Origin of the sequence: Pseudomonas sp. Pseusp3, assembly GCF_047304225.1 — a bacterium.
Taxonomy (GTDB): domain Bacteria; phylum Pseudomonadota; class Gammaproteobacteria; order Pseudomonadales; family Pseudomonadaceae; genus Aquipseudomonas; species Aquipseudomonas fluorescens_CD.
Genome location: NZ_JBGLYV010000062.1, coordinates 1 through 17,601, shown reverse-complemented (window position 1 = coordinate 17,601; position 17,601 = coordinate 1). Strand labels below are relative to the sequence as shown.

Genomic DNA, 17,601 nt, shown 5'->3' with positions numbered 1-17,601 from the left:
TTTATGCCTCACGTAACTTTTGACGGCTCCCGTGTGCGCTGCTGTATCTGGGCTTTTGATTGTGTCCAGTTTTCCGGCAGGTTGATGTAGTCCACAAGCTCGCGCAGGCGGCCATGATTGCGGGCGTTGAAGTTGAAGACCAGCCGCGCCAGATGGCTGAATTCGGCTTCGTCATGTTCTTCACTACTGTAAACGTGCTGATGGAAATGGTCGTTCAGACACAGGTCGCCGAAAGCCACCTGTATGTGTTCGAGTGCGCTGTCGCTGAGTGCGTGATTCATGCGAATCAGGAACTGGTGCTTGAGCCAGCGACTGGAGTGGAAGTTGCCGTAGAACTGATTGATGTGCTCTACCGCTTCTTCGACGTTGTAGACCAGTTTCACCAGCTTCATGTCAGTGGGCAGGATGTAGTGGTTTTCCTCCAGTTGCTGGTGAATGAAGTCCAGTGCGCCTTGCCAGAATTTTCCGCCCGGCGTGTCGAGCAGCACCACTGGCACCAATGGGCTTTTGCCGGTCTGGATCAGTGTCAGCACCTCCAGCGCTTCATCCAGGGTACCGAAGCCACCCGGGCACAGCACCAGGGCATCGGCTTCCTTGACGAAGAACAGCTTGCGGGTGAAGAAGAAGTGGAAGGGCAGCAGGCTGGTCGTGCCGTCGACGGTGGGGTTGGCATGCTGTTCGAAGGGCAGGGTGATGTTGAACCCCAGGCTGTTTGCCAGTCCGGCGCCCTCATGGGCGGCGGCCATGATGCCGCCACCGGCGCCAGTGATCACCATCATCTCCGAGCGCGCCAGCGCGGCACCGAGTTCCCGGGCCATGCTGTAGAGCGGATGTTCCATGGGGGTACGGGCCGAGCCGAAGACAGTTACCTTGCGCCGCCCCTTGAATTGTTCGAGCACGCGGAAAGCCTGTTCCAGTTCGCGCAGGGCTTGCAGGGTGATTTTGGCATTCCAGCGGTTGTGGTCTTCCTGGGCCATGCGTAGCACGGTCAGGATCATGTCGCGGTAGATCGGGGTGTTCGGGCTGTTGGGTGAAATCAGCTTGAGCTGTTCTTCGACCTTGCTGATGAGGTCGTGGCCGCTTTCTTCGAAATGACGGCTCAGGAGGTCATTCGGTTGGTAAGGCATTCAACTTCTCCTTCTGCACAGAACCCTCGGCCCGACAACGTGCGTCGGTGCCACGACACTTCATGTGTCGCTGTCTGCCCCGGCCCATGCCTGGGCGATCTACTTGACCCGAAAAACACCGGGTCATCCAAACAGGCTCTGTTTTTCCCTTGGATGAAAGAAACATTCGCACAATACGGCAAGCGATGGGCAGCCCCTTTCCAGCCCTGAAAAATGAACGTGGATAATCTGAAATCTAGACCTTTACAGTGATTTGCGCTGTCTTGATCATTGCGCCACAAAGTCTTTCCTGGCAACCGCTTATTGACGATATGCAAGGTGGTTTCACCGCTCGTCCGAACGTACGTCGCCTGTGCCGCACTCTGATTTACTAAGTTACAGGTGTCACACGACAGCTTTGCGTCAATGGCATGGCGCACGGTACAAGCGGTTCAAGGATTTATCGCTCAAACAAGAGTGAAGTGCAGGGAGGCGGGAAACCATGACCAGAGTCGTTCTGGAGATCGATACGCAACTGTATCGATTGCTGAAGTCATCAGCCGAGACCAATCATTTGAGTCTCGAAGAGGAGTGCTGCCGGCGTTTGCGTGGCGGCGAACGCCGTTCGCATTACTTGCAGGCGCTGCTGGCGGAATTGCGCGCCGAAGATGAACAGCGGCGCGCCAATTCCCGGTGATTACTTTTTCTTCTTCGCTGGTTGCAGGCAATCCGATTCCTGGAAGCTTGCAGAGCCGACTGGACGGTTGGTCTTCACCTCGGTGAAGTCGTAACGCATGATCGCGCCCTTGGCCATCAGCTTGCGAAACCCTTCATTTCTGCAGACAGAAGCTCCCAACTGGAAGTACACCGCTTTGGGGTCTGCACGCATCTTGTCGGCGTGGCTGCTCTGCACGCTCAGATGGTTGATCAGCTGCTTGCCTTCAACGGTGTAGCCTTGATCGAGTATGTCTTCGTTGATCGCTCGTGGAGTGCCGACGCTGCTCTGGGTGGCGACGTTTTGCAGCATTTTGTTCAGTTCCGTGTCTTTCAGGGACGCAGCCTGGGCGTTGAAGGACGACGCCAGCAAAATGGCCGCGGTAGGAACGATAAGGCGCAGCATGAAACTCTCCTGGTTCAGTGATGGGGGTTGGACCCGTCACGTGACTGTGCGTTCAGTGGCGGCGAATTATAGGGGAGGCAGGCTGGACGGTACAGGCTTGCACCGGGCGGTCTGGTAAACTGCTGGCACTTTTTACCCTGTCGAGTGTTTTTCGTGTCGATTTCCCTTCTCTGCGGGCGTTGCCCGCTATGAGTCATACCCGCGCGCGCTTTGCCTTGAATGCCGTAGCCCGCCTGCGCGATCAGCGCGAGGAGGAGGGCATCAAGCCGATTCAGGCCCGCGGCTGGCGCGCACCGCGTTGCCGTGATTGCCGGGTGATCGAGAGTCACTGCCTGTGCGCATGGCGTCCGCAGGTCGCTACCCGCTCCGGCGTGTGCCTGATCATGACCAACAAGGAAGTGTTCAAGCCGAGCAACACGGGTTGGCTGATCGCCGACGTGGTCCCGGACAACCATGCCTTCATCTGGTCCCGTACGGAGGTCGATCCGAAGTTGCTGGCGCTGTTGTCCGACCCGCAATGGCAGCCTTACCTGGTGTTTCCGGGGGAGTACGTCGCGCCTGAGCGTGTGACAAACAGCGTGGATGTCGATGGCACGAAGCGCCCGTTGTTCATTCTGCTGGATGCGACCTGGACCGAGGCGCGGAAGATCTTTCGCAAGAGCCCCTATTTCGATCGATTGCCGATCCTCAGCCTGCTGCCGGAAAAACTCTCCCGCTACCGGTTGCGCCGCTCGACCCGCAGCGAGCATCTGTGCACGGCGGAAGTGGCGGCGCTGTGCCTCGACCTTGCAGGCGATGTAGCCGCGGCCTCGGTGCTGGATGCCTACTTCGATGTGTTCAGCCAGCACTACCTCGACGCCAAACATCAGTTGGACATGAACGTTTCGACCCCGGCGCACGCCGAGTTGATGCCCTATGTCCAGCCGGTCACGCCATTGCTGGACTGATTGTCGCGGATATTGCAATAAAGTGTACCGGCCATGCGGCTTGACCACCCCGGCTTCGCTGGGCATGCTTGGCGCCGATTGGGGTGCGGCCAAAGTTTGCAACGCGGTTTTTTGCGTTGAGCGTGCCTTGTAAGTGCAGCTCCGTGGCTGTGCCTTGAGTTGCTTTGGCGAGGCCCGAATGCATCGGGCGTCCCACGAAAAACAGGATCATTTGAAAAATGGCCACATACGAAATCCTGATTGCCGATGACCACCCACTTTTTCGTAGCGCCTTGCATCAGGCGCTGACCCTTGGCCTTGGCCCGGATGTCCGCCTGGTGGAAGTGGCGAGCATCGCCGAACTGGAAGTCCGCCTGACAGAGAAGTCCGACTGGGATCTGGTACTGCTGGACCTGAACATGCCGGGAGCCTACGGTTTTTCCGGGCTGGTCCTACTGCGCGGTCAGTACCCGCAGATTCCGGTGGTCATGGTCTCGGCTCAGGAGGAGCCAACCATCATGGTCAAGTCCCGTGAGTTCGGCGCCAGTGGCTTCATTCCCAAATCCAGCGACTTGAGTGTGATCCAGAAAGCCGTGCGGGCGGTCCTCGATGGCGACGTGTTCTGGCCACCGCAGGCGTTCGAAGCGGTCAGCGTCTCGGAAGAGGCGAAAGCGGCCAGCGAAGGTCTTGCCAGCCTGACGCCGCAGCAATTCCGGGTGCTGACCATGGTCTGCGAAGGCTTGCTGAACAAGCAGATCGCCTACGAGCTGAGTGTTTCCGAGGCGACGATCAAGGCGCACGTAACCGCGATTTTCCGTAAACTGAATGTACGGACCCGGACCCAGGCCGCGCTGCTCTTGCAACAACTTGAGTCAATTTCCAGCCATTAATGGCTGGCGACTTCACGCTTTTTTGACTTTGGTTGAACTAGCTTTCCCACTTCTTTTTTGTCAGTTGCCCACTCTATGTCACCTTTCAAAGGCCAGACCGGCCTGAAACGAATCCTCAACGCCTCCGGTTATTCGCTGGACGGCCTGCGCGCCGCCTTCACCGGTGAAGCCGCCTTTCGGCAACTGGTATTGCTCAACGTCATCCTGATTCCCTTGTCATTCTTCCTGAATGTCAGCCGGGTCGAACGGGCGTTGTTAATCGCGGTATGCCTGTTGGCGTTGATCGTCGAGTTACTCAACTCGGCAGTGGAAGCGGCCATCGACCGCATTTCCCTTGAACGGCATCCGCTGTCCAAGAATGCCAAGGACATGGGCAGTGCCGCCCAGTTCGTGGCATTGAGCATGATTGCCCTGGTGTGGGCGGTGATTCTGCTCTAAGCGATCGTTGGCAGCACGATCTCGTCGCTGCGCTGAACCCCGGCGGTGAAGGCGCGGCACAGGTCGAGGAACTCGCGCATCGCCGAGGTCTGATATTTCTGTTTATGCCAGATGAAATAAAACTGTCGCGCCAGATCCAGATCCGGCGTCTCGACAGGCACCAGGCTGCCGCGGCGGAATGCGTCGCGCAAAGCCAGCCTGGAAATGCAACCAATCCCCAAACCTGACTCCACCGCGCGTTTGATCGCTTCGGTGTGCTCAAGCTCCAGGCGGATATTCAAAGAAGTGCGGTGATGGCGCATGGCTTGATCGAAGGTCAACCGTGTGCCGGAGCCTTGCTCGCGCAAGATCCACGCTTCGTGACTCAACTCCTCCATGGTCGCCGTGCCGCGTTTGGCCAGCGGATGCTGAGGGGCGCAAAACACCACCAGTTCGTCCTCGACCCAGCTTTGTACTTCGATGTCCGGGTGACTGCAGTCACCTTCGATCAGACCCAGATCAATTTCGTAGTGGGCTACTTGTTGCACAATATTGGCAGTGTTCTGCACGTGCAGCTTCACCTGGCTTTCCGGATGGCGCTGCATGAAGCCGCCGATCAGCAGGGTGGCCAGGTAATTGCCGATGGTCAGGGTCGCGCCCACGGCCAGCGAGCCGAAGCCGGACTTGCCGTTGAGCAGGTCTTCGATTTCCTTGGCCTGGTCCAGCAAGGCCACCGCCTGGGGCAGCAGCTGTTTGCCGAGCGCATTGAGGCTCAGGCGCTTGCCGGCGCGGTCGAACAGCTGGCAGCTGCACTGGCGCTCCAGTTCGGTGATCGAGGTGCTCGCCGCCGATTGCGAGAGGTTGAGCAGGCCCGCAGCACGGGATACGCTTTCCTGCTGGGCGACGGCGACGAATACTTGAAGTTGACGGAGAGTAAATCGCATATCGATATAACCGATAACCCTTATCTTAATAATCCATTTAACAGATATTGTTACTGCTATTAGAATGCGATGCAATTGCGCACCGCATCTTTAGCAGCGCATGCGCAGACCAATCTCCAGGAGTCCCACGTACATGAGCAACATGAACCACGAGCGTGTCCTCAGTGTTCACCACTGGAACGACACTCTGTTCAGCTTCAAGTGCACCCGTGATCCGGGTCTGCGCTTCGAGAACGGTCAGTTCGTGATGATCGGCCTGCAACAGCCCAACGGCCGCCCGCTTATGCGCGCTTACTCGATTGCCAGCCCGAACTGGGAAGAGCATCTCGAGTTCTTCAGCATCAAGGTGCCTGATGGTCCGCTGACTTCGCAGTTGCAGCATCTGAAGGAAGGCGACGAGATCATCATCAGCAAGAAGCCTACCGGCACGCTGGTGCTGGATGACTTGAAGCCTGGCAAACATTTGTACCTGCTCAGCACCGGTACCGGTCTGGCGCCGTTCATGAGCGTCATCCAGGATCCGGAAACCTACGAGCGTTTCGAAAAAGTGATCCTGTGCCACGGCGTGCGTTACGTCAACGAAGTCGCTTACCGCGAATTCATTACCGAGCACCTGCCGCAGAACGAATTCTTCGGCGAAGCGCTGCGTGACAAGTTGATCTACTACCCGACCGTGACCCGCGAGCCGTTCGAGAACGAAGGTCGCCTGACCGACCTGATGCGCAGCGGCAAGCTGTTCAGCGACATCGGTCTGCCACCGATCAACCCGCAGGACGACCGCGCCATGTTGTGCGGCAGCCCGAGCATGCTCGACGAGACCAGCGAAGTGCTGAACAGCTTCGGCCTGAAGGTTTCGCCGCGGATGCGCGAGCCGGGTGATTACCTGATCGAGCGTGCCTTCGTCGAGAAGTGACCGCAGGTCACCTTGTAGGAGCTAGCTTGCTAGCGATGGTCGTTAACGATAACGCGTGTTTCCTGGTGTAACGCGGTGAGTTCGAGTCCATCGCTGGCAAGCCAGCTCCTACAGTAGATGTGTATTGCAAAGAAAAGCCCGCATGGCCTGAGAAGGTCATGCGGGCTTTTTCGTTTCCGGGTTTATTTAACCGGGATAACTTCCAGGACCCGGATCACGTTTGTTTCCGGGTAGTGCCAACGCACATCCAGATCCCAGAACTGCGCACCGTATTCCCGCTCGGGTGCAGGTGTTTGATAAGCCGGGCGTGGATCCTGCGCCAAACATTGCTCGATCAATTCCACCAAGGGTTCTTCAAGGCGCTGAGCGTGCCCGTGAGCCTGTTCCAGGGCGCTGTCCGTCCACTGCACGGGAATCAGCTGCGGCGCGGCGCTGGCGATGCTGTTGGTGGCTGTAGCGATGATGTCGGCGTAGGGCACGTAGGGTTTGATATCGAGAATCGGCGTGCCATCCAGCAGATCGATGCCCGATATCCACAAACGGTTGGCTTCGACCTTGTGCAGTTTCACCACTGACTGTCCGATGCCATTGGGGCGATGGGTGGCGCGGGTGGCAAACACGCCCATGGATTTGTTGCCGCCGAGGCGAGGAGGGCGGACCTTCAAGCGAGGCTTTTCCTCCAGGGCCTGGTGGAACAGGAACAGCAGCCACACATGGCTGACCTGCTCCAGGCCCTGTACCGCGTCCCCTTGATCGAACGGTGCCACCAGTTCCAGCACCCCACGGGCGGCCGGGGCCAGTTGCGGCTGGCGCGGAATGGCGAACTTCTCCTTGAAGCAGGAGCGCACGAAGCCGATGGGGGAAACGCTGTAGGTCATGGTTTGAGGTCGAGACGGGAAGAGGGTGGGCATGATAACCCGATCGACCTGTGTTCAGTGGTGGCTGTGCCGGCCCTTTCGCGAGCAAGCCCGCTCCCACATTTTTGTGAACAACTCAGGACCAATGTGGGAGCGGGCTTGCTCGCGAAAGCCGCACCGCCGATCTACAGGCTGAACCCTCCGTCCAGCGGAATGATATTCCCGGTCATATAAGCCCCGGCAGTGCTCGCCAGGCTGATCGCCAGCGCCGCCATCTCTTCCTCGCGGCCCCACCGCTTCATCGGGATCAGTGCAGTATCCTGCGCCAGCGCCTGTTCATCATTGCCGATGTGCTGGGTCATCTTGCTCGGAAAGCGCCCCGGGGCGATCACATTGACGTTGATGTGCTGGCCCACCAGTTCGCGCGCCAGAATCCTCGACAGTTGATGCAACGCCGCCTTGCTCGGCCCGTAGGCATACGCCTGTTCGCCGAAGGATGAAATCCCAGCCACTGAGCCAATGTTGATGATCCGCGCGGGATTCTGCGCCGAGCCGGCCTTGCGCAACAGGGGCAGGAATTGCTGGATGCAGTTGAATACCGACGTCACGTTGAGTTGCATGACTTTTTCCCAACCCTTGATCGGGTAGCTCTCCAGCGATGCGCCCCAGGTGGTGCCGGCATTGTTCACCAGAATGTCCAGATGGCTGATCTGCTCGCCCAGGCGTGTGGCCAGTTGCAGGACGCCCTCTTCGGTGGCGAGGTTGGCAGCCATGGCATGGCAGCGTCCAAGCGCACCGAGTTCGTCGGCGGTTTGCTGGCAGGCTTCGGCGTCACGGGCACAGACGTACACGGTGGCGCCCGCCTCGACGTAGGCCTTGGCGATCATCTTGCCGATACCACGGGTGCCGCCGGTCACCAGGGCGGTGCGGCCTTGCAGGGAAAAGTAGGGGTGCATGGCGAATCCTGAAAACTGAGGTCTTAACACCCTAGTCGTCAGCCGCCAGAAGCGGAGCCACTATTTTTGCGCGGAATAGGGTGGCATTCCGCCTTGTAGGAGCTGGCTTGCCAGCGAAGGATGAGAGAGCGCCGCGTTCATCCAGTCAGCACGCGTTATCGTTTGCGACCATCGCTGGCAAGCCAGCTCCTACAGAAAACAGATGTGTCTTTAGCTTATTGCGGGCGAACGCGCAGGGTCAGGCCCTTGAGGAAGTTACGCAGCAACTGGTCGCCGCACGGGCGATAGTTGGTGTGGCCGAACTTGCGGAACAGCGCGCTCAGCTCAGGCTTGGACACCGGGAACTCGGCGGCCTTGAGGATCGCGTGCATGTCGTCTTCTTTGAGCTCGAACGCCACCCGCAGCTTTTTCAGGATGATGTTGTTGGTCACGGGCACTTCGATCGGCTGCGGCGGACGGCTTTCGTCCTTGCCACGCTTGAAGATCACCAGGCCGTCGAGGAAATGTGCCATGACTTCGTCCGGGCAGCGTACGAAACCTTCCTCGTCTTCCTCTTTCTTGTCGAGGTAGGTCACCAGGTCAGGCAGGGCCACGTCCAGGCCGCCGAGCTTGATGATCTCGATGACTTTCTTGTCGCTGATGTCGAGCATGTAGCGCACGCTGCGCAGTACGTCGTTATGAATCATGTGTGCAGTCCTGATAATTCAACTATGGGCGCCGCCGAAAGCAGCAGCGCCGAAAGATGTGGCGGCGGCGCAAGCCTTAGAACTTCTCTTTGCCGGACAAGTAGCGCCATTGCCCCACGGGCACTTTGCCGATGGACACGCCGCCGATGCGGATGCGGCGGATGGCGACGACCTTCAGGCCGACGGCCTGGCACAGCTGGGCGATGATGCCCGGTTGCGGGTTCTTCATGGCGAAGCGCAGCCGGTTTTCGTTCTGCCAGCTGGCCTTGACTGCCGGCAACTCCTTGCCCTTGTGGGTCAGGCCGTGATTCAGGCGGTTGAGGCCGTGAGCCACCATTTCGCCTTCAACCTCGACCACATACTCTTGCTCGATCTTGCTGGAGTCGGCGGTGAGTTTGCGCAGGATTTTCCAGTCCTGGGTGAACACCAGCAGACCGCTGGCGTTGGCCTGCAGGTCGGTGCTGGCGGTCAGTCGCAGGAAGTGCCCGCGCAACGGGCGCTTGCCGTAGCGGTGTTCTTCGCTCAGGGTCTCGGCGCCGAGGGTGGCCATGGCGGTGTCTGCGTCCATGCCGGCAGGCACATTGAGCAGCAGGGTCACCGGTTCCGGCGCAGTGGCCTTGGCTTCAGGATCAAGTTCGACTTTCTGGGTGCCGACCTTGAATTGCGGCTCGTCGATGACCTCACCGTCGACGGTGACCCAGCCGCCCTCGATGAACAGCTCAGCCTCCCGACGGGAACAGCCGACGAGTTCGATGAGGCGTTTGGAGAGACGAATCGGGTCAGTCATGTCAGGGCCGTAACAAAAAGGGGGTGGGCATTGTACCTGCCTGGTGCCGGTTAATCCCGATTCCATTTACGCGCAGTGCTTTTTGTAGGAGCTGGCTTGCCAGCGATGGATTCAAGAGCACCGTGTTTATCCTGAAAGAACGCGGCGCTCTCTCATCCTTCGCTGGCAAGCCAGCTCCTACAGTTGTACGTGTTGTGTCAGCCCTGTTGTGAAAGCTTTTGGTTTTGGCGCAAACGCATGTGCAGCAACGGATACGGCTGCCCCATGCCATCGACTTCAGAGCGGCCGATGACCTCGAAACCCTGCTTGAAGTAGAAGCCGAGGGCTTGCGGGTTCTGTTCGTTGACGTCCAGTTCGTCGGCGTTCAGGTGTTCCAGGGCATAGCGCAACAATTTTTTGCCCAGGCCCTGGCCGCGATGGTCAGGGTCGATGAAGAGCATTTCGATCTTGCCGGCCGCGACGCCGGCAAACCCGGTGATACGTTGGCTCGAATCCTTGGTGCAGATCAACATCACCGCGTCGAGGTAGCGAGTCAACACCAGGTTTTTCAGCAGTTCGATGTAACTGTCGGGCAGAAAGTCGTGAGTGGCGCGTACCGAGGCCTCCCAGACCCGGGTCAATTCTTCGTAGTCGCTGAACTTCGGCGTTTGGATGACCGAATGCTGACGCATGCCTGTCTGCCCCCCTGATGCGTGATTGGTGTGAATCCGTTCAATCTCAAACGATAGCCGTAAAAAAGCCCCGCATCTCGTCAAGAGAGCGGGGCTTTGCGTATTTTTTGCGTTTAGATCTGTTCAGCCCACAGGTCGTATTCGTCGGCGTCGGTCACTTTGCACCAGACCTTGTCGCCCGGCTTGAGGTTGCTGCCGTTGTCGATGAATACGTTGCCGTCGATTTCCGGGGCGTCGAAGAAGCAGCGGCCTACCGCGCCTTGCTCGTCAACTTCATCGACCAGCACTTCGATCTCGCGGCCGATGCGCATTTGCAGGCGCGCCGAACTGATGGCCTGCTGGTGCGCCATGAAGCGCTCCCAACGATCCTGCTTGACGTCGTCCGGGACGACTTCCAGGTCCAGGTCATTGGCCGGTGCACCTTCTACCGGCGAGTACTGGAAGCAGCCGACGCGGTCGAGTTGTGCTTCGGTCAGCCAGTTCAGCAGGTACTGGAAGTCTTCTTCGGTTTCGCCAGGGAAGCCGACGATGAAGGTCGAACGGATGATCAGGTCCGGGCAGATTTCGCGCCAGTTCTTGATCCGCGCCAGGGTCTTGTCTTCGAAGGCCGGGCGTTTCATCGACTTCAGCACTTTCGGGCTGGCGTGCTGGAACGGGATGTCCAGGTACGGCAGGATCTTGCCGGCAGCCATCAGCGGGATCAGCTCGTCAACGTGCGGATACGGGTAAACGTAGTGCAGGCGAACCCAGACGCCAAGGGTGCTCAGGGCTTCGCAGAGTTCGGTCATGCGGGTTTTCACCGGCGCGCCGTTCCAGAAACCGGTGCGGTATTTCACGTCGACGCCATAGGCGCTGGTGTCCTGGGAGATCACCAACAGCTCTTTGACGCCGGACTTGACCAGGCGCTGGGCCTCGTCGAGCACGTCGCCCACCGGACGGCTGACCAGTTTGCCGCGCATCGACGGGATGATGCAGAAGCTGCAGCTGTGGTTGCAGCCTTCGGAAATTTTCAGGTAGGCGTAGTGGCGCGGGGTCAGCTTGATGCCTTGTGGCGGCACCAGGTCGATCAGCGGGTTGTGGTCCTGGCGGGGTGGCACGACTTCGTGCACGGCATTGACCACTTGCTCGTACTGCTGCGGACCGGTCACGGCCAGCACGCTCGGGTGCACGTCGCGGATGTTGCCTTCTTCGACGCCCATGCAGCCGGTCACGATGACCTTGCCGTTTTCCTTGATGGCTTCGCCGATCACTTCCAGGGACTCGGCCTTGGCCGAATCGATGAAGCCGCAGGTGTTGACCACCACGACGTCGGCGTCCTGGTAGGTGGACACGACGTCATAGCCTTCCATGCGCAGCTGGGTAAGGATGCGCTCGGAGTCGACCAGTGCTTTGGGGCAGCCCAGGGATACGAAGCCAACCTTTGGATTGGCCGACGCAGGAGTGGTGGACATGTCTAACCTCGGTATTTTGTGACGCCTCGTGCCGAGTGCGGCAAGACGACGAACGGGCGCTCATTTGGCGCCTCTGATCAAAAAGTGCGCAATTCTAGCGATGGTAAGCGCACTTGACCAGCTTTATGCAGGGAAATACGACGAGTGCTGCGCTATGCTTCGCGCCGTTACGCTTTACTGTTTTTTTACAGTCAACAAAACGTCTGTAACGTGAAGTAAAACAGCGCATGCTGCACGACAAAGCATAGTGCTTCTTTCAAAGAAGCCCGAGTCTGGGTAGTAGGAGTGGTGGATGGGTCAGGCAAGTAGTCAGGCTGCGGGCGCCGAGCATACGGCGGTGAAGCCGATCGGTATGCTGGTCGCGGCAGTCGGGGTGGTTTATGGCGATATCGGCACCAGTCCGTTGTACACCCTTAAAGAAGTGTTTTCCGGAGGCTATGGCGTGCCGGTCAACCATGACGGGGTGCTGGGGATTCTGGCACTCATTTTCTGGTCGCTGATCTGGGTCGTGTCGATCAAGTACATGATGTTTGTACTGCGCGCCGACAACCAGGGCGAAGGCGGGATCATGGCCTTGACCGCGCTGGCCAGGCGGGCGGCGGCAGGGCATGCCAGATTGCGCACGTTGCTGGTGGTCTGCGGGCTGATTGGTGCGGCGCTGTTCTATGGCGACAGCATGATCACCCCGGCGATCTCCGTGCTGTCGGCGATTGAAGGCCTGGGCCTGGCATTCGAGGGCATCGATCATTGGGTCGTGCCTCTGTCGCTGGTGGTGCTGGTCGCGCTGTTTCTGATTCAGAGTCACGGTACCGCGCGGATCGGCATTCTGTTCGGGCCGATCATGGTCACCTGGTTCCTCGTGCTGGGCGCACTGGGCGTCTATGGCATCAGCCAGCATCCGGAAGTCCTCGAAGCGATGAACCCGGTGTGGGGCGTACGTTTCTTCATGGTCCATCCGGGCATGGGCGTGACGATTCTCGGCGCCGTGGTGCTGGCATTGACCGGTGCCGAAGCGCTGTACGCGGACATGGGCCACTTCGGTCGCAAGCCGATTGCACGTGCCTGGTTCATCCTTGTACTGCCGGCGCTGGTGCTCAATTATTTTGGCCAGGGCGCCTTGCTGCTGGGCGACCCGGAAGCTGCCCGTAACCCGTTCTACCTGCTGGCACCGAGCTGGGCATTGATCCCGCTGGTCGGCCTGTCGACCCTGGCCACGGTGATTGCCTCGCAAGCGGTGATTTCCGGTGCGTTCTCCCTGACCCGTCAGGCGATCCAGCTCGGTTACATTCCGCGCATGCACATCCGGCACACCTCCAGCGCTGAACAGGGCCAGATCTACATCGCCGCGGTGAACTGGGCGCTGATGGTCGGTGTGGTGCTGTTGGTGTTGGGTTTCGAATCCTCCGGAGCCCTGGCCTCGGCCTATGGTGTGGCGGTGACCGGGACCATGCTGATGACCAGCATTCTGGTGTCCGCGGTGATCCTGCTGCTGTGGAAATGGCCACCGGTGCTTGTGGTCCCGATGCTGTTGGGTTTCCTGTTGGTAGATGGTGTGTACTTCGCCGCCAACGTGCCGAAAATCATTCAGGGCGGTGCATTCCCGGTGATCGCCGGTTTCGCCTTGTTTGTGCTGATGACCACTTGGAAGCGCGGCAAGCAACTGCTAGTGGAGCGTATCGATGAAGGTGGGCTGCCGCTGCCGATCTTTATCAGCAGCATTGCCGTGCAACCGCCGCATCGTGTGCAGGGCACGGCGGTGTTCCTGACCGCGCGACCGGACGCTGTGCCCCACGCGCTGTTGCACAACCTGCTGCATAACCAGGTGTTGCACGAGCAAGTGGTGCTGCTGACGGTGGTCTACGAAGACATCCCGCGGGTGCCGCCATCACGACGGTTCGAGGTCGATGCCTACGGCGAGGGGTTCTTCCGGGTGATCCTGCATTTCGGCTTTATCGATGAGCCGGACGTGCCCCAGGCATTGAAGCTGTGTCATCTCGATGAACTGAGCTTCAGCCCGATGCGCACCACGTACTTCCTCAGCCGCGAAACGGTCATCGCCTCCAAGCTCGAAGGCATGTCGCGCTGGCGCGAGGCGCTGTTTGCGTTCATGTTGCAGAACGCCAACGGCAACCTGCGCTTCTTCAATCTGCCGCTGAACCGGGTGATTGAGCTGGGGACGCAGGTGGAGATGTAAGCGACCCACAAAAAGCCCCCGTTGCCTTGCGGCATTGGGGGCTTTTTTGTGCCTGAGCAATAAACTGGAAGACTACGAAGATCCAGTGTGGGAGCGGGCTTGCTCGCGAAAGGGGCGTGTCAGTCGACATAAATGCAATTTGATACACCGCCTTCGCGAGCAAGCCCGCTCCCACAGGGGATGTGTGGTGTCTGTCGGAATGTAAAAGCCCCCGCTACCGTGAGGTAACGAGGGCTTTTTTCGGCTGGCTCAGATCACTCTGTAGCAGCCGTTTCCTTAGGCTGACGCTTCTCGATCACATCCACCAAACGCTTGGCCAGCGCCGGGTAGTTCTCGTCGAAGTGGTGGCCGCCTGGCAGCTTGATGGCTTCGCCCACCGCAGTCTTGTCGGTGCAGCCGCTCTCGTCGGTTTCTTCTTCACCGTAGATGCACACCACTTTGGCGGCTGGCAGCTTGGCCATTTCCGGTCCGGTGGCGGCTTCCTTGCCAGCGTTGCCGAGCCAGCCTTCGACTTCGATCTCGAAGCTGCCGGTACGGGCGAAGGCCAGCAGGATGATCGCGTCGACGCGTTGCTGCTCGGACTCGGCCAGGCGGTTGTAGATCGCCGGCAGGACATCGGCGCCGAACGAGTAACCGGTCAGGATGAAGCGCTTGGTGCCCCATTTTTGCCGGTAGTGTTGCATCAGTTCAGCCAGGTCCAGCGCGCTTTGCTCCGGGCTCTTGTGCTGCCAGTAGTAGCGCAGGGTGTCGATGCCGACCACCGGGTAGCCGATCTTGGCCATTTCGCCCGCTACATCGCGGTCGAGGTCGCGCCAGCCGCCGTCACCGGACAGGAACAGGGTCACGGTGTCCCTGGCCTGACCGGCTGGCACTTCGACCACCGGGATCTGCAGGCCGCCAGCAGCTTTGTCGCCACCGACGAGGATCTTGCGCAGTTCGTTGTTCAGCACTTGCGGCAGGTTGATGTCGTAGTCGCTGATGCTGGTTTCAGCGTTCGGTTGATCACGCACGAAGCCGGCACTGGTGTCGTCCGGGTTGTCGTTCCACGCGACCAGCCAGTGACCGTGGGCGGCGCTTTTTGGCAGCAGGTGAGTGCAGCCGCCCTTTTCCAGGGCCAGGTCGACCGAGACCGCCTGGGCCTTGTCATTCTTCTGCTCGGACAGCCAGCGCCAGGCCAGCACGGCACCCGGGCCGATACCGCTGACCAGGGTCGCCGGGCCTTTGAGTTCTCTCAGGCCCGATTGCAGGGCGCGGCTTTGCAACAGGCAGTCCTTGGGCAGGATCACCTGGACGATTTGCGCCGAGCCACTGCGGCTCAGGGTCAGCAACTGCTTGTCGCTGAGTTTCTGGTCTTCGTTGACCGCCACCAGCACCTGGGCGCGAGGCGTAGTGCCGGGGATGACACGGGTCATCGCCGCACCATCGGCCGGGTTCAGCAATTCGAGGGTCGGTTCCGGTGCCGGGCGTTTCAGGTACCAGTAACCGCCACCGAGAATCAGGGCCACTATCACCAGCGTGCCCAATACATACCGCAAGGAGCGTTGAATCATCAGCGTTTCACCAATCCGGTCAAGCCGCCCGCGATCAGGGCAGCAGTGTCGGCCAGCGCAACCAGCGGATCGAGTCCGGCGGGCACGGCCATATAACGGGGTTCCCAATCAGGCTGGAACTTGTCTTTGAAGCGGCGCAAGCCTTGGAAGTTGTACAGCTGCTCACCACGGCGGAATACCATCGAGCCCAGGCGCTGGGTCAATGGTGCGCCGCGACGGGGTTGCAACCCCGACAACGGCACCATGCCCAGGCTGAAACGCGCGTATCCATGATTTTTATAATGCTGGATCAGGCCGACCATCATGAACTCCATGGTCAGCTTCGGGGCGTCCGGATGGGCGCGCATCAGGTCGAGGCTGGCCAGGTCGTGGCCGTAGGTCTCGAGCAAGTTGGCGAACGCGACCGGGCGTCCTTCGAAACGAATCACCGCGATGCGGAAATACTTGAGGTAGTCATCGCTGAAGCGACCCAGCGAAAAACCTTTCTCGCGGACGTTCTTGCCGGTCAGCCAGGCATCGGAAATCACCTTGAGCTCCTCCATCGGCGCGTGGCCCGGCTCAAAGATTTCCAGCGACAGGCCGTCACGGGTGCCTCGGTTCCAGGTGTAGCGCAGGTCCTTCATCTCCTTGCCCTTGGCCTCGAGATCAAACCGCTTGAGATCGACCCGGGCTTCTTCGCCGAGCTTGATCGCGGTCAGGCCGATGTCCATGTAGTAGGGCAGGTTCTCCGCGCGCACTTGGTAGAACACGGGGCGGGCGTGGTGGATGTCGCACAGGTCGCGGAACTGCCAGATCATTTCCGCCCGTTGCTGGCCCGGGCCGATCGGGTCATATAACGCCACCAGGCTGCGGCCACGGCGGGCGTACATCAGGAACGCTTCGTCATTGGGGTGAAACAGCAGCGCCTTGTCACCGGTCAGGGCCAGACCGCCATCCGGTTGGGCCGATGCCATGAGGATCTTGCTGGCGCGCTCCAGTTCGTCGGACGTCGGCAGGTGAATGACCGGACGCGCGGTGCGCAGCAGCCAGGTCAGCGACACCACCACCAGCAGTACGGCAGCCCCGAGCAGCGAACGCAGGCCGCGAGGGGCATCGGCGTCCAGAGTGAACTGCCACCAGAGCTGGTGGCTGTACGGAACGTCCTGGTAGGCGAACAGCAGCAACCAGATCGACGCACCGAGCACGCACAGGCTGGCCACCAGGTACAGCGGCGAGAACGGAACTTCGGTCAGGCGGCTGGGGCGATAGAACGAGCGGCGGAATACCCCGAGCAGGCTTGCCGTCAGCACCATCAGGCTGGCTTCTTCCCAGTCGAAGCCTTTGAGCAGTGAGAGCAGGGCGCCGACCAGCAACAGAATGGTGGTCAGCATCCACGCCGCCGACAGCCGGCGGCGCAGCCCCTGGGCCAGCAACAGACAAAGAACGCCGACCAGGCTGGCGCCAAAGTGCGAAGCGTCGACCAGCCGATGGGGGATCAGAAAACCGATATGTTCCAGGCGGGTATCGATTTCCGGGGTGGCCCCGGAGAACAGCAGGACAACACCGGACAGAAATACCAGCACCGCCAGGATCGGAGCCGCCAGGCCTGAGGCCGCGCGCAATGTCTGGCGTGTCTGGAACAGGCGCTGACCTTCGTTGATCAGTAACAGCACGCAGGCCACCAGCAATGGCAGGACCACGTAGATCAAGCGATAAAGCAGCAGGGCGGCCGCCAGGGGCGCAGCACCAAGTGTGTCGGAAAACGCCGCCAGCAAAATCGCCTCGAACACCCCGACGCCGCCCGGCACATGGCTGAGCACGCCGGCGGCCAGGGCCAGCAGGTAAACCAGAAGGAACGCACCGAAGGGCGGCGTTTCCGGCAGCAACAGATAGAGCACGGTCGCGGCGGCGGCTACGTCCAGGGCGGTGATGACCAATTGCAGGAGCGTCAGGCGGCTCCCGGGCAAGCGCAAGGTGCGGCGCCCGATCATGACCAGCAGGTTGTCCGGGTAAGGCTGTTCCGGCAGCCGCCGACGGTAGATGCCGATAGCCAGCACCGAAAACAGCACAAGCACGGCGGTTGCTATCACGCCCAGCAGCGTCTCGGAGAGCCCCAGGGCGGTGGACGCGGCCGGCAGGTCGCTGAGCGTCGCC

Annotated in this window: 18 protein-coding genes; 6 read left to right on the top strand and 12 right to left on the bottom strand. The window is 60.0% G+C overall.

The genetic code is table 11. The features are described 5' to 3' along the window. Positions 1-8 precede the first annotated feature (8 nt). The gene (locus tag ACCD00_RS20265; RefSeq protein ID WP_413427231.1) at positions 9-1,127 is read right to left on the bottom strand and encodes a TIGR00730 family Rossman fold protein; all 1,119 of its coding nucleotides are present in this window, start codon (positions 1,125-1,127) and stop codon (positions 9-11) included. Positions 1,128-1,608: 481 nt separating this feature from the next. Here ACCD00_RS20265 and ACCD00_RS20260 point away from each other — a divergent pair, with 481 nt between their 5' ends. After that, positions 1,609-1,803 (top strand): hypothetical protein, encoded by a 195-nt coding sequence (locus tag ACCD00_RS20260; RefSeq protein ID WP_413427229.1) that lies wholly within the window; start codon positions 1,609-1,611, stop codon positions 1,801-1,803. Here the strand turns inward: ACCD00_RS20260 and ACCD00_RS20255 are convergent, their stop codons facing one another. Then, the gene (locus tag ACCD00_RS20255; RefSeq protein WP_007990204.1) at positions 1,804-2,226 is read right to left on the bottom strand and encodes a quorum-sensing-regulated virulence factor family protein; all 423 of its coding nucleotides are present in this window, start codon (positions 2,224-2,226) and stop codon (positions 1,804-1,806) included. It lies immediately after the preceding gene. A 188-nt stretch (positions 2,227-2,414) separates the two neighbouring features. Between ACCD00_RS20255 and ACCD00_RS20250 the strand changes: the two genes are divergently transcribed. After that, a complete protein-coding gene (locus ACCD00_RS20250) occupies positions 2,415-3,173 on the top strand; it encodes a tRNA-uridine aminocarboxypropyltransferase (protein WP_413427227.1) in 759 nt (252 codons plus the stop codon). Here ACCD00_RS20250 and ACCD00_RS20245 read toward each other — a convergent pair. After that, positions 3,154-3,399, bottom strand: coding sequence for a hypothetical protein (locus ACCD00_RS20245; RefSeq protein ID WP_413427225.1), 246 nt, complete (start codon positions 3,397-3,399; stop codon positions 3,154-3,156). The two genes, ACCD00_RS20250 and ACCD00_RS20245, sit on opposite strands and share 20 nt — an antisense overlap. Here ACCD00_RS20245 and erdR point away from each other — a divergent pair. After that, positions 3,392-4,042, top strand: coding sequence for a response regulator transcription factor ErdR (gene erdR / locus ACCD00_RS20240; protein ID WP_108216688.1), 651 nt, complete (start codon positions 3,392-3,394; stop codon positions 4,040-4,042). The genes ACCD00_RS20245 and erdR overlap by 8 nt on opposite strands. Positions 4,043-4,117: 75 nt before the next feature. Further along, on the top strand, positions 4,118-4,480 hold the full coding sequence (locus ACCD00_RS20235) for a diacylglycerol kinase (protein ID WP_007996906.1): 363 nt from the start codon (positions 4,118-4,120) through the stop codon (positions 4,478-4,480). Here ACCD00_RS20235 and ACCD00_RS20230 read toward each other — a convergent pair. Beyond that, positions 4,477-5,403, bottom strand: coding sequence for a LysR family transcriptional regulator (locus ACCD00_RS20230; RefSeq protein ID WP_413427222.1), 927 nt, complete (start codon positions 5,401-5,403; stop codon positions 4,477-4,479). The two genes, ACCD00_RS20235 and ACCD00_RS20230, sit on opposite strands and share 4 nt — an antisense overlap. Before the next feature lie 133 nt (positions 5,404-5,536). Between ACCD00_RS20230 and fpr the strand changes: the two genes are divergently transcribed. Next, a complete protein-coding gene (gene fpr, locus ACCD00_RS20225; RefSeq protein WP_003443014.1) occupies positions 5,537-6,316 on the top strand; it encodes a ferredoxin-NADP reductase in 780 nt (259 codons plus the stop codon). A 182-nt stretch (positions 6,317-6,498) separates the two neighbouring features. Here the strand turns inward: fpr and tsaA are convergent, their stop codons facing one another. From tsaA to rimO, 6 genes are all read right to left on the bottom strand, one after another. After that, positions 6,499-7,194 (bottom strand): tRNA (N6-threonylcarbamoyladenosine(37)-N6)-methyltransferase TrmO, encoded by a 696-nt coding sequence (tsaA, locus tag ACCD00_RS20220; protein WP_413427220.1) that lies wholly within the window; start codon positions 7,192-7,194, stop codon positions 6,499-6,501. Positions 7,195-7,358: 164 nt separating this feature from the next. Beyond that, the gene (locus ACCD00_RS20215) at positions 7,359-8,129 is read right to left on the bottom strand and encodes an SDR family oxidoreductase (RefSeq protein WP_413427218.1); all 771 of its coding nucleotides are present in this window, start codon (positions 8,127-8,129) and stop codon (positions 7,359-7,361) included. A gap of 215 nt (positions 8,130-8,344) precedes the next feature. Beyond that, complete coding sequence (locus tag ACCD00_RS20210) at positions 8,345-8,815, bottom strand: DUF1456 family protein (RefSeq protein WP_111281414.1); 471 nt, start codon at positions 8,813-8,815, stop codon at positions 8,345-8,347. Between the two features lie 76 nt (positions 8,816-8,891). After that, a complete protein-coding gene (locus ACCD00_RS20205) occupies positions 8,892-9,602 on the bottom strand; it encodes an rRNA pseudouridine synthase (protein ID WP_413427216.1) in 711 nt (236 codons plus the stop codon). A gap of 197 nt (positions 9,603-9,799) precedes the next feature. Further along, positions 9,800-10,273 carry a GNAT family N-acetyltransferase gene (locus ACCD00_RS20200; protein ID WP_413427214.1) on the bottom strand — a complete coding sequence of 158 codons (474 nt, stop codon included), beginning with the start codon at positions 10,271-10,273 and terminating at the stop codon, positions 9,800-9,802. A gap of 113 nt (positions 10,274-10,386) precedes the next feature. Further along, complete coding sequence (gene rimO, locus ACCD00_RS20195; RefSeq protein WP_007971167.1) at positions 10,387-11,724, bottom strand: 30S ribosomal protein S12 methylthiotransferase RimO; 1,338 nt, start codon at positions 11,722-11,724, stop codon at positions 10,387-10,389. Between the two features lie 292 nt (positions 11,725-12,016). On the opposite strand from rimO, the gene ACCD00_RS20190 reads away from it, so the two are divergent. Beyond that, on the top strand, positions 12,017-13,918 hold the full coding sequence (locus tag ACCD00_RS20190; RefSeq protein ID WP_413427211.1) for a potassium transporter Kup: 1,902 nt from the start codon (positions 12,017-12,019) through the stop codon (positions 13,916-13,918). Between the two features lie 254 nt (positions 13,919-14,172). Here ACCD00_RS20190 and ACCD00_RS20185 read toward each other — a convergent pair whose 3' ends face one another. Together ACCD00_RS20185 and mprF are read right to left on the bottom strand one after the other, a co-directional pair. Beyond that, complete coding sequence (locus tag ACCD00_RS20185) at positions 14,173-15,468, bottom strand: AcvB/VirJ family lysyl-phosphatidylglycerol hydrolase (protein WP_413427209.1); 1,296 nt, start codon at positions 15,466-15,468, stop codon at positions 14,173-14,175. Then, on the bottom strand, positions 15,468-17,601 hold a 2,134-nt coding region (gene mprF / locus ACCD00_RS20180), incomplete at its 5' end, for a bifunctional lysylphosphatidylglycerol flippase/synthetase MprF (protein WP_413427207.1). The genes mprF and ACCD00_RS20185, both read right to left, overlap by 1 nt.

Excerpts from the sequence above, each read along its gene's own strand:
- ACCD00_RS20265 (WP_413427231.1), bottom strand. The coding sequence starts at position 1,127 with ATGCCTTACCAACCGAATGACCTCCTGAGCCGTCATTTCGAAGAAAGC.
- ACCD00_RS20260 (WP_413427229.1), top strand. The coding sequence starts at position 1,609 with ATGACCAGAGTCGTTCTGGAGATCGATACGCAACTGTATCGATTGCTG.
- ACCD00_RS20255 (WP_007990204.1), bottom strand. The coding sequence starts at position 2,226 with ATGCTGCGCCTTATCGTTCCTACCGCGGCCATTTTGCTGGCGTCGTCC.
- ACCD00_RS20250 (WP_413427227.1), top strand. The coding sequence starts at position 2,415 with ATGAGTCATACCCGCGCGCGCTTTGCCTTGAATGCCGTAGCCCGCCTG.
- erdR (WP_108216688.1), top strand. The coding sequence starts at position 3,392 with ATGGCCACATACGAAATCCTGATTGCCGATGACCACCCACTTTTTCGT.
- ACCD00_RS20235 (WP_007996906.1), top strand. The coding sequence starts at position 4,118 with ATGTCACCTTTCAAAGGCCAGACCGGCCTGAAACGAATCCTCAACGCC.
- ACCD00_RS20230 (WP_413427222.1), bottom strand. The coding sequence starts at position 5,403 with ATGCGATTTACTCTCCGTCAACTTCAAGTATTCGTCGCCGTCGCCCAG.
- fpr (WP_003443014.1), top strand. The coding sequence starts at position 5,537 with ATGAGCAACATGAACCACGAGCGTGTCCTCAGTGTTCACCACTGGAAC.
- tsaA (WP_413427220.1), bottom strand. The coding sequence starts at position 7,194 with ATGACCTACAGCGTTTCCCCCATCGGCTTCGTGCGCTCCTGCTTCAAG.
- ACCD00_RS20215 (WP_413427218.1), bottom strand. The coding sequence starts at position 8,129 with ATGCACCCCTACTTTTCCCTGCAAGGCCGCACCGCCCTGGTGACCGGC.
- ACCD00_RS20210 (WP_111281414.1), bottom strand. The coding sequence starts at position 8,815 with ATGATTCATAACGACGTACTGCGCAGCGTGCGCTACATGCTCGACATC.
- ACCD00_RS20205 (WP_413427216.1), bottom strand. The coding sequence starts at position 9,602 with ATGACTGACCCGATTCGTCTCTCCAAACGCCTCATCGAACTCGTCGGC.
- ACCD00_RS20200 (WP_413427214.1), bottom strand. The coding sequence starts at position 10,273 with ATGCGTCAGCATTCGGTCATCCAAACGCCGAAGTTCAGCGACTACGAA.
- rimO (WP_007971167.1), bottom strand. The coding sequence starts at position 11,724 with ATGTCCACCACTCCTGCGTCGGCCAATCCAAAGGTTGGCTTCGTATCC.
- ACCD00_RS20190 (WP_413427211.1), top strand. The coding sequence starts at position 12,017 with ATGGGTCAGGCAAGTAGTCAGGCTGCGGGCGCCGAGCATACGGCGGTG.
- ACCD00_RS20185 (WP_413427209.1), bottom strand. The coding sequence starts at position 15,468 with ATGATTCAACGCTCCTTGCGGTATGTATTGGGCACGCTGGTGATAGTG.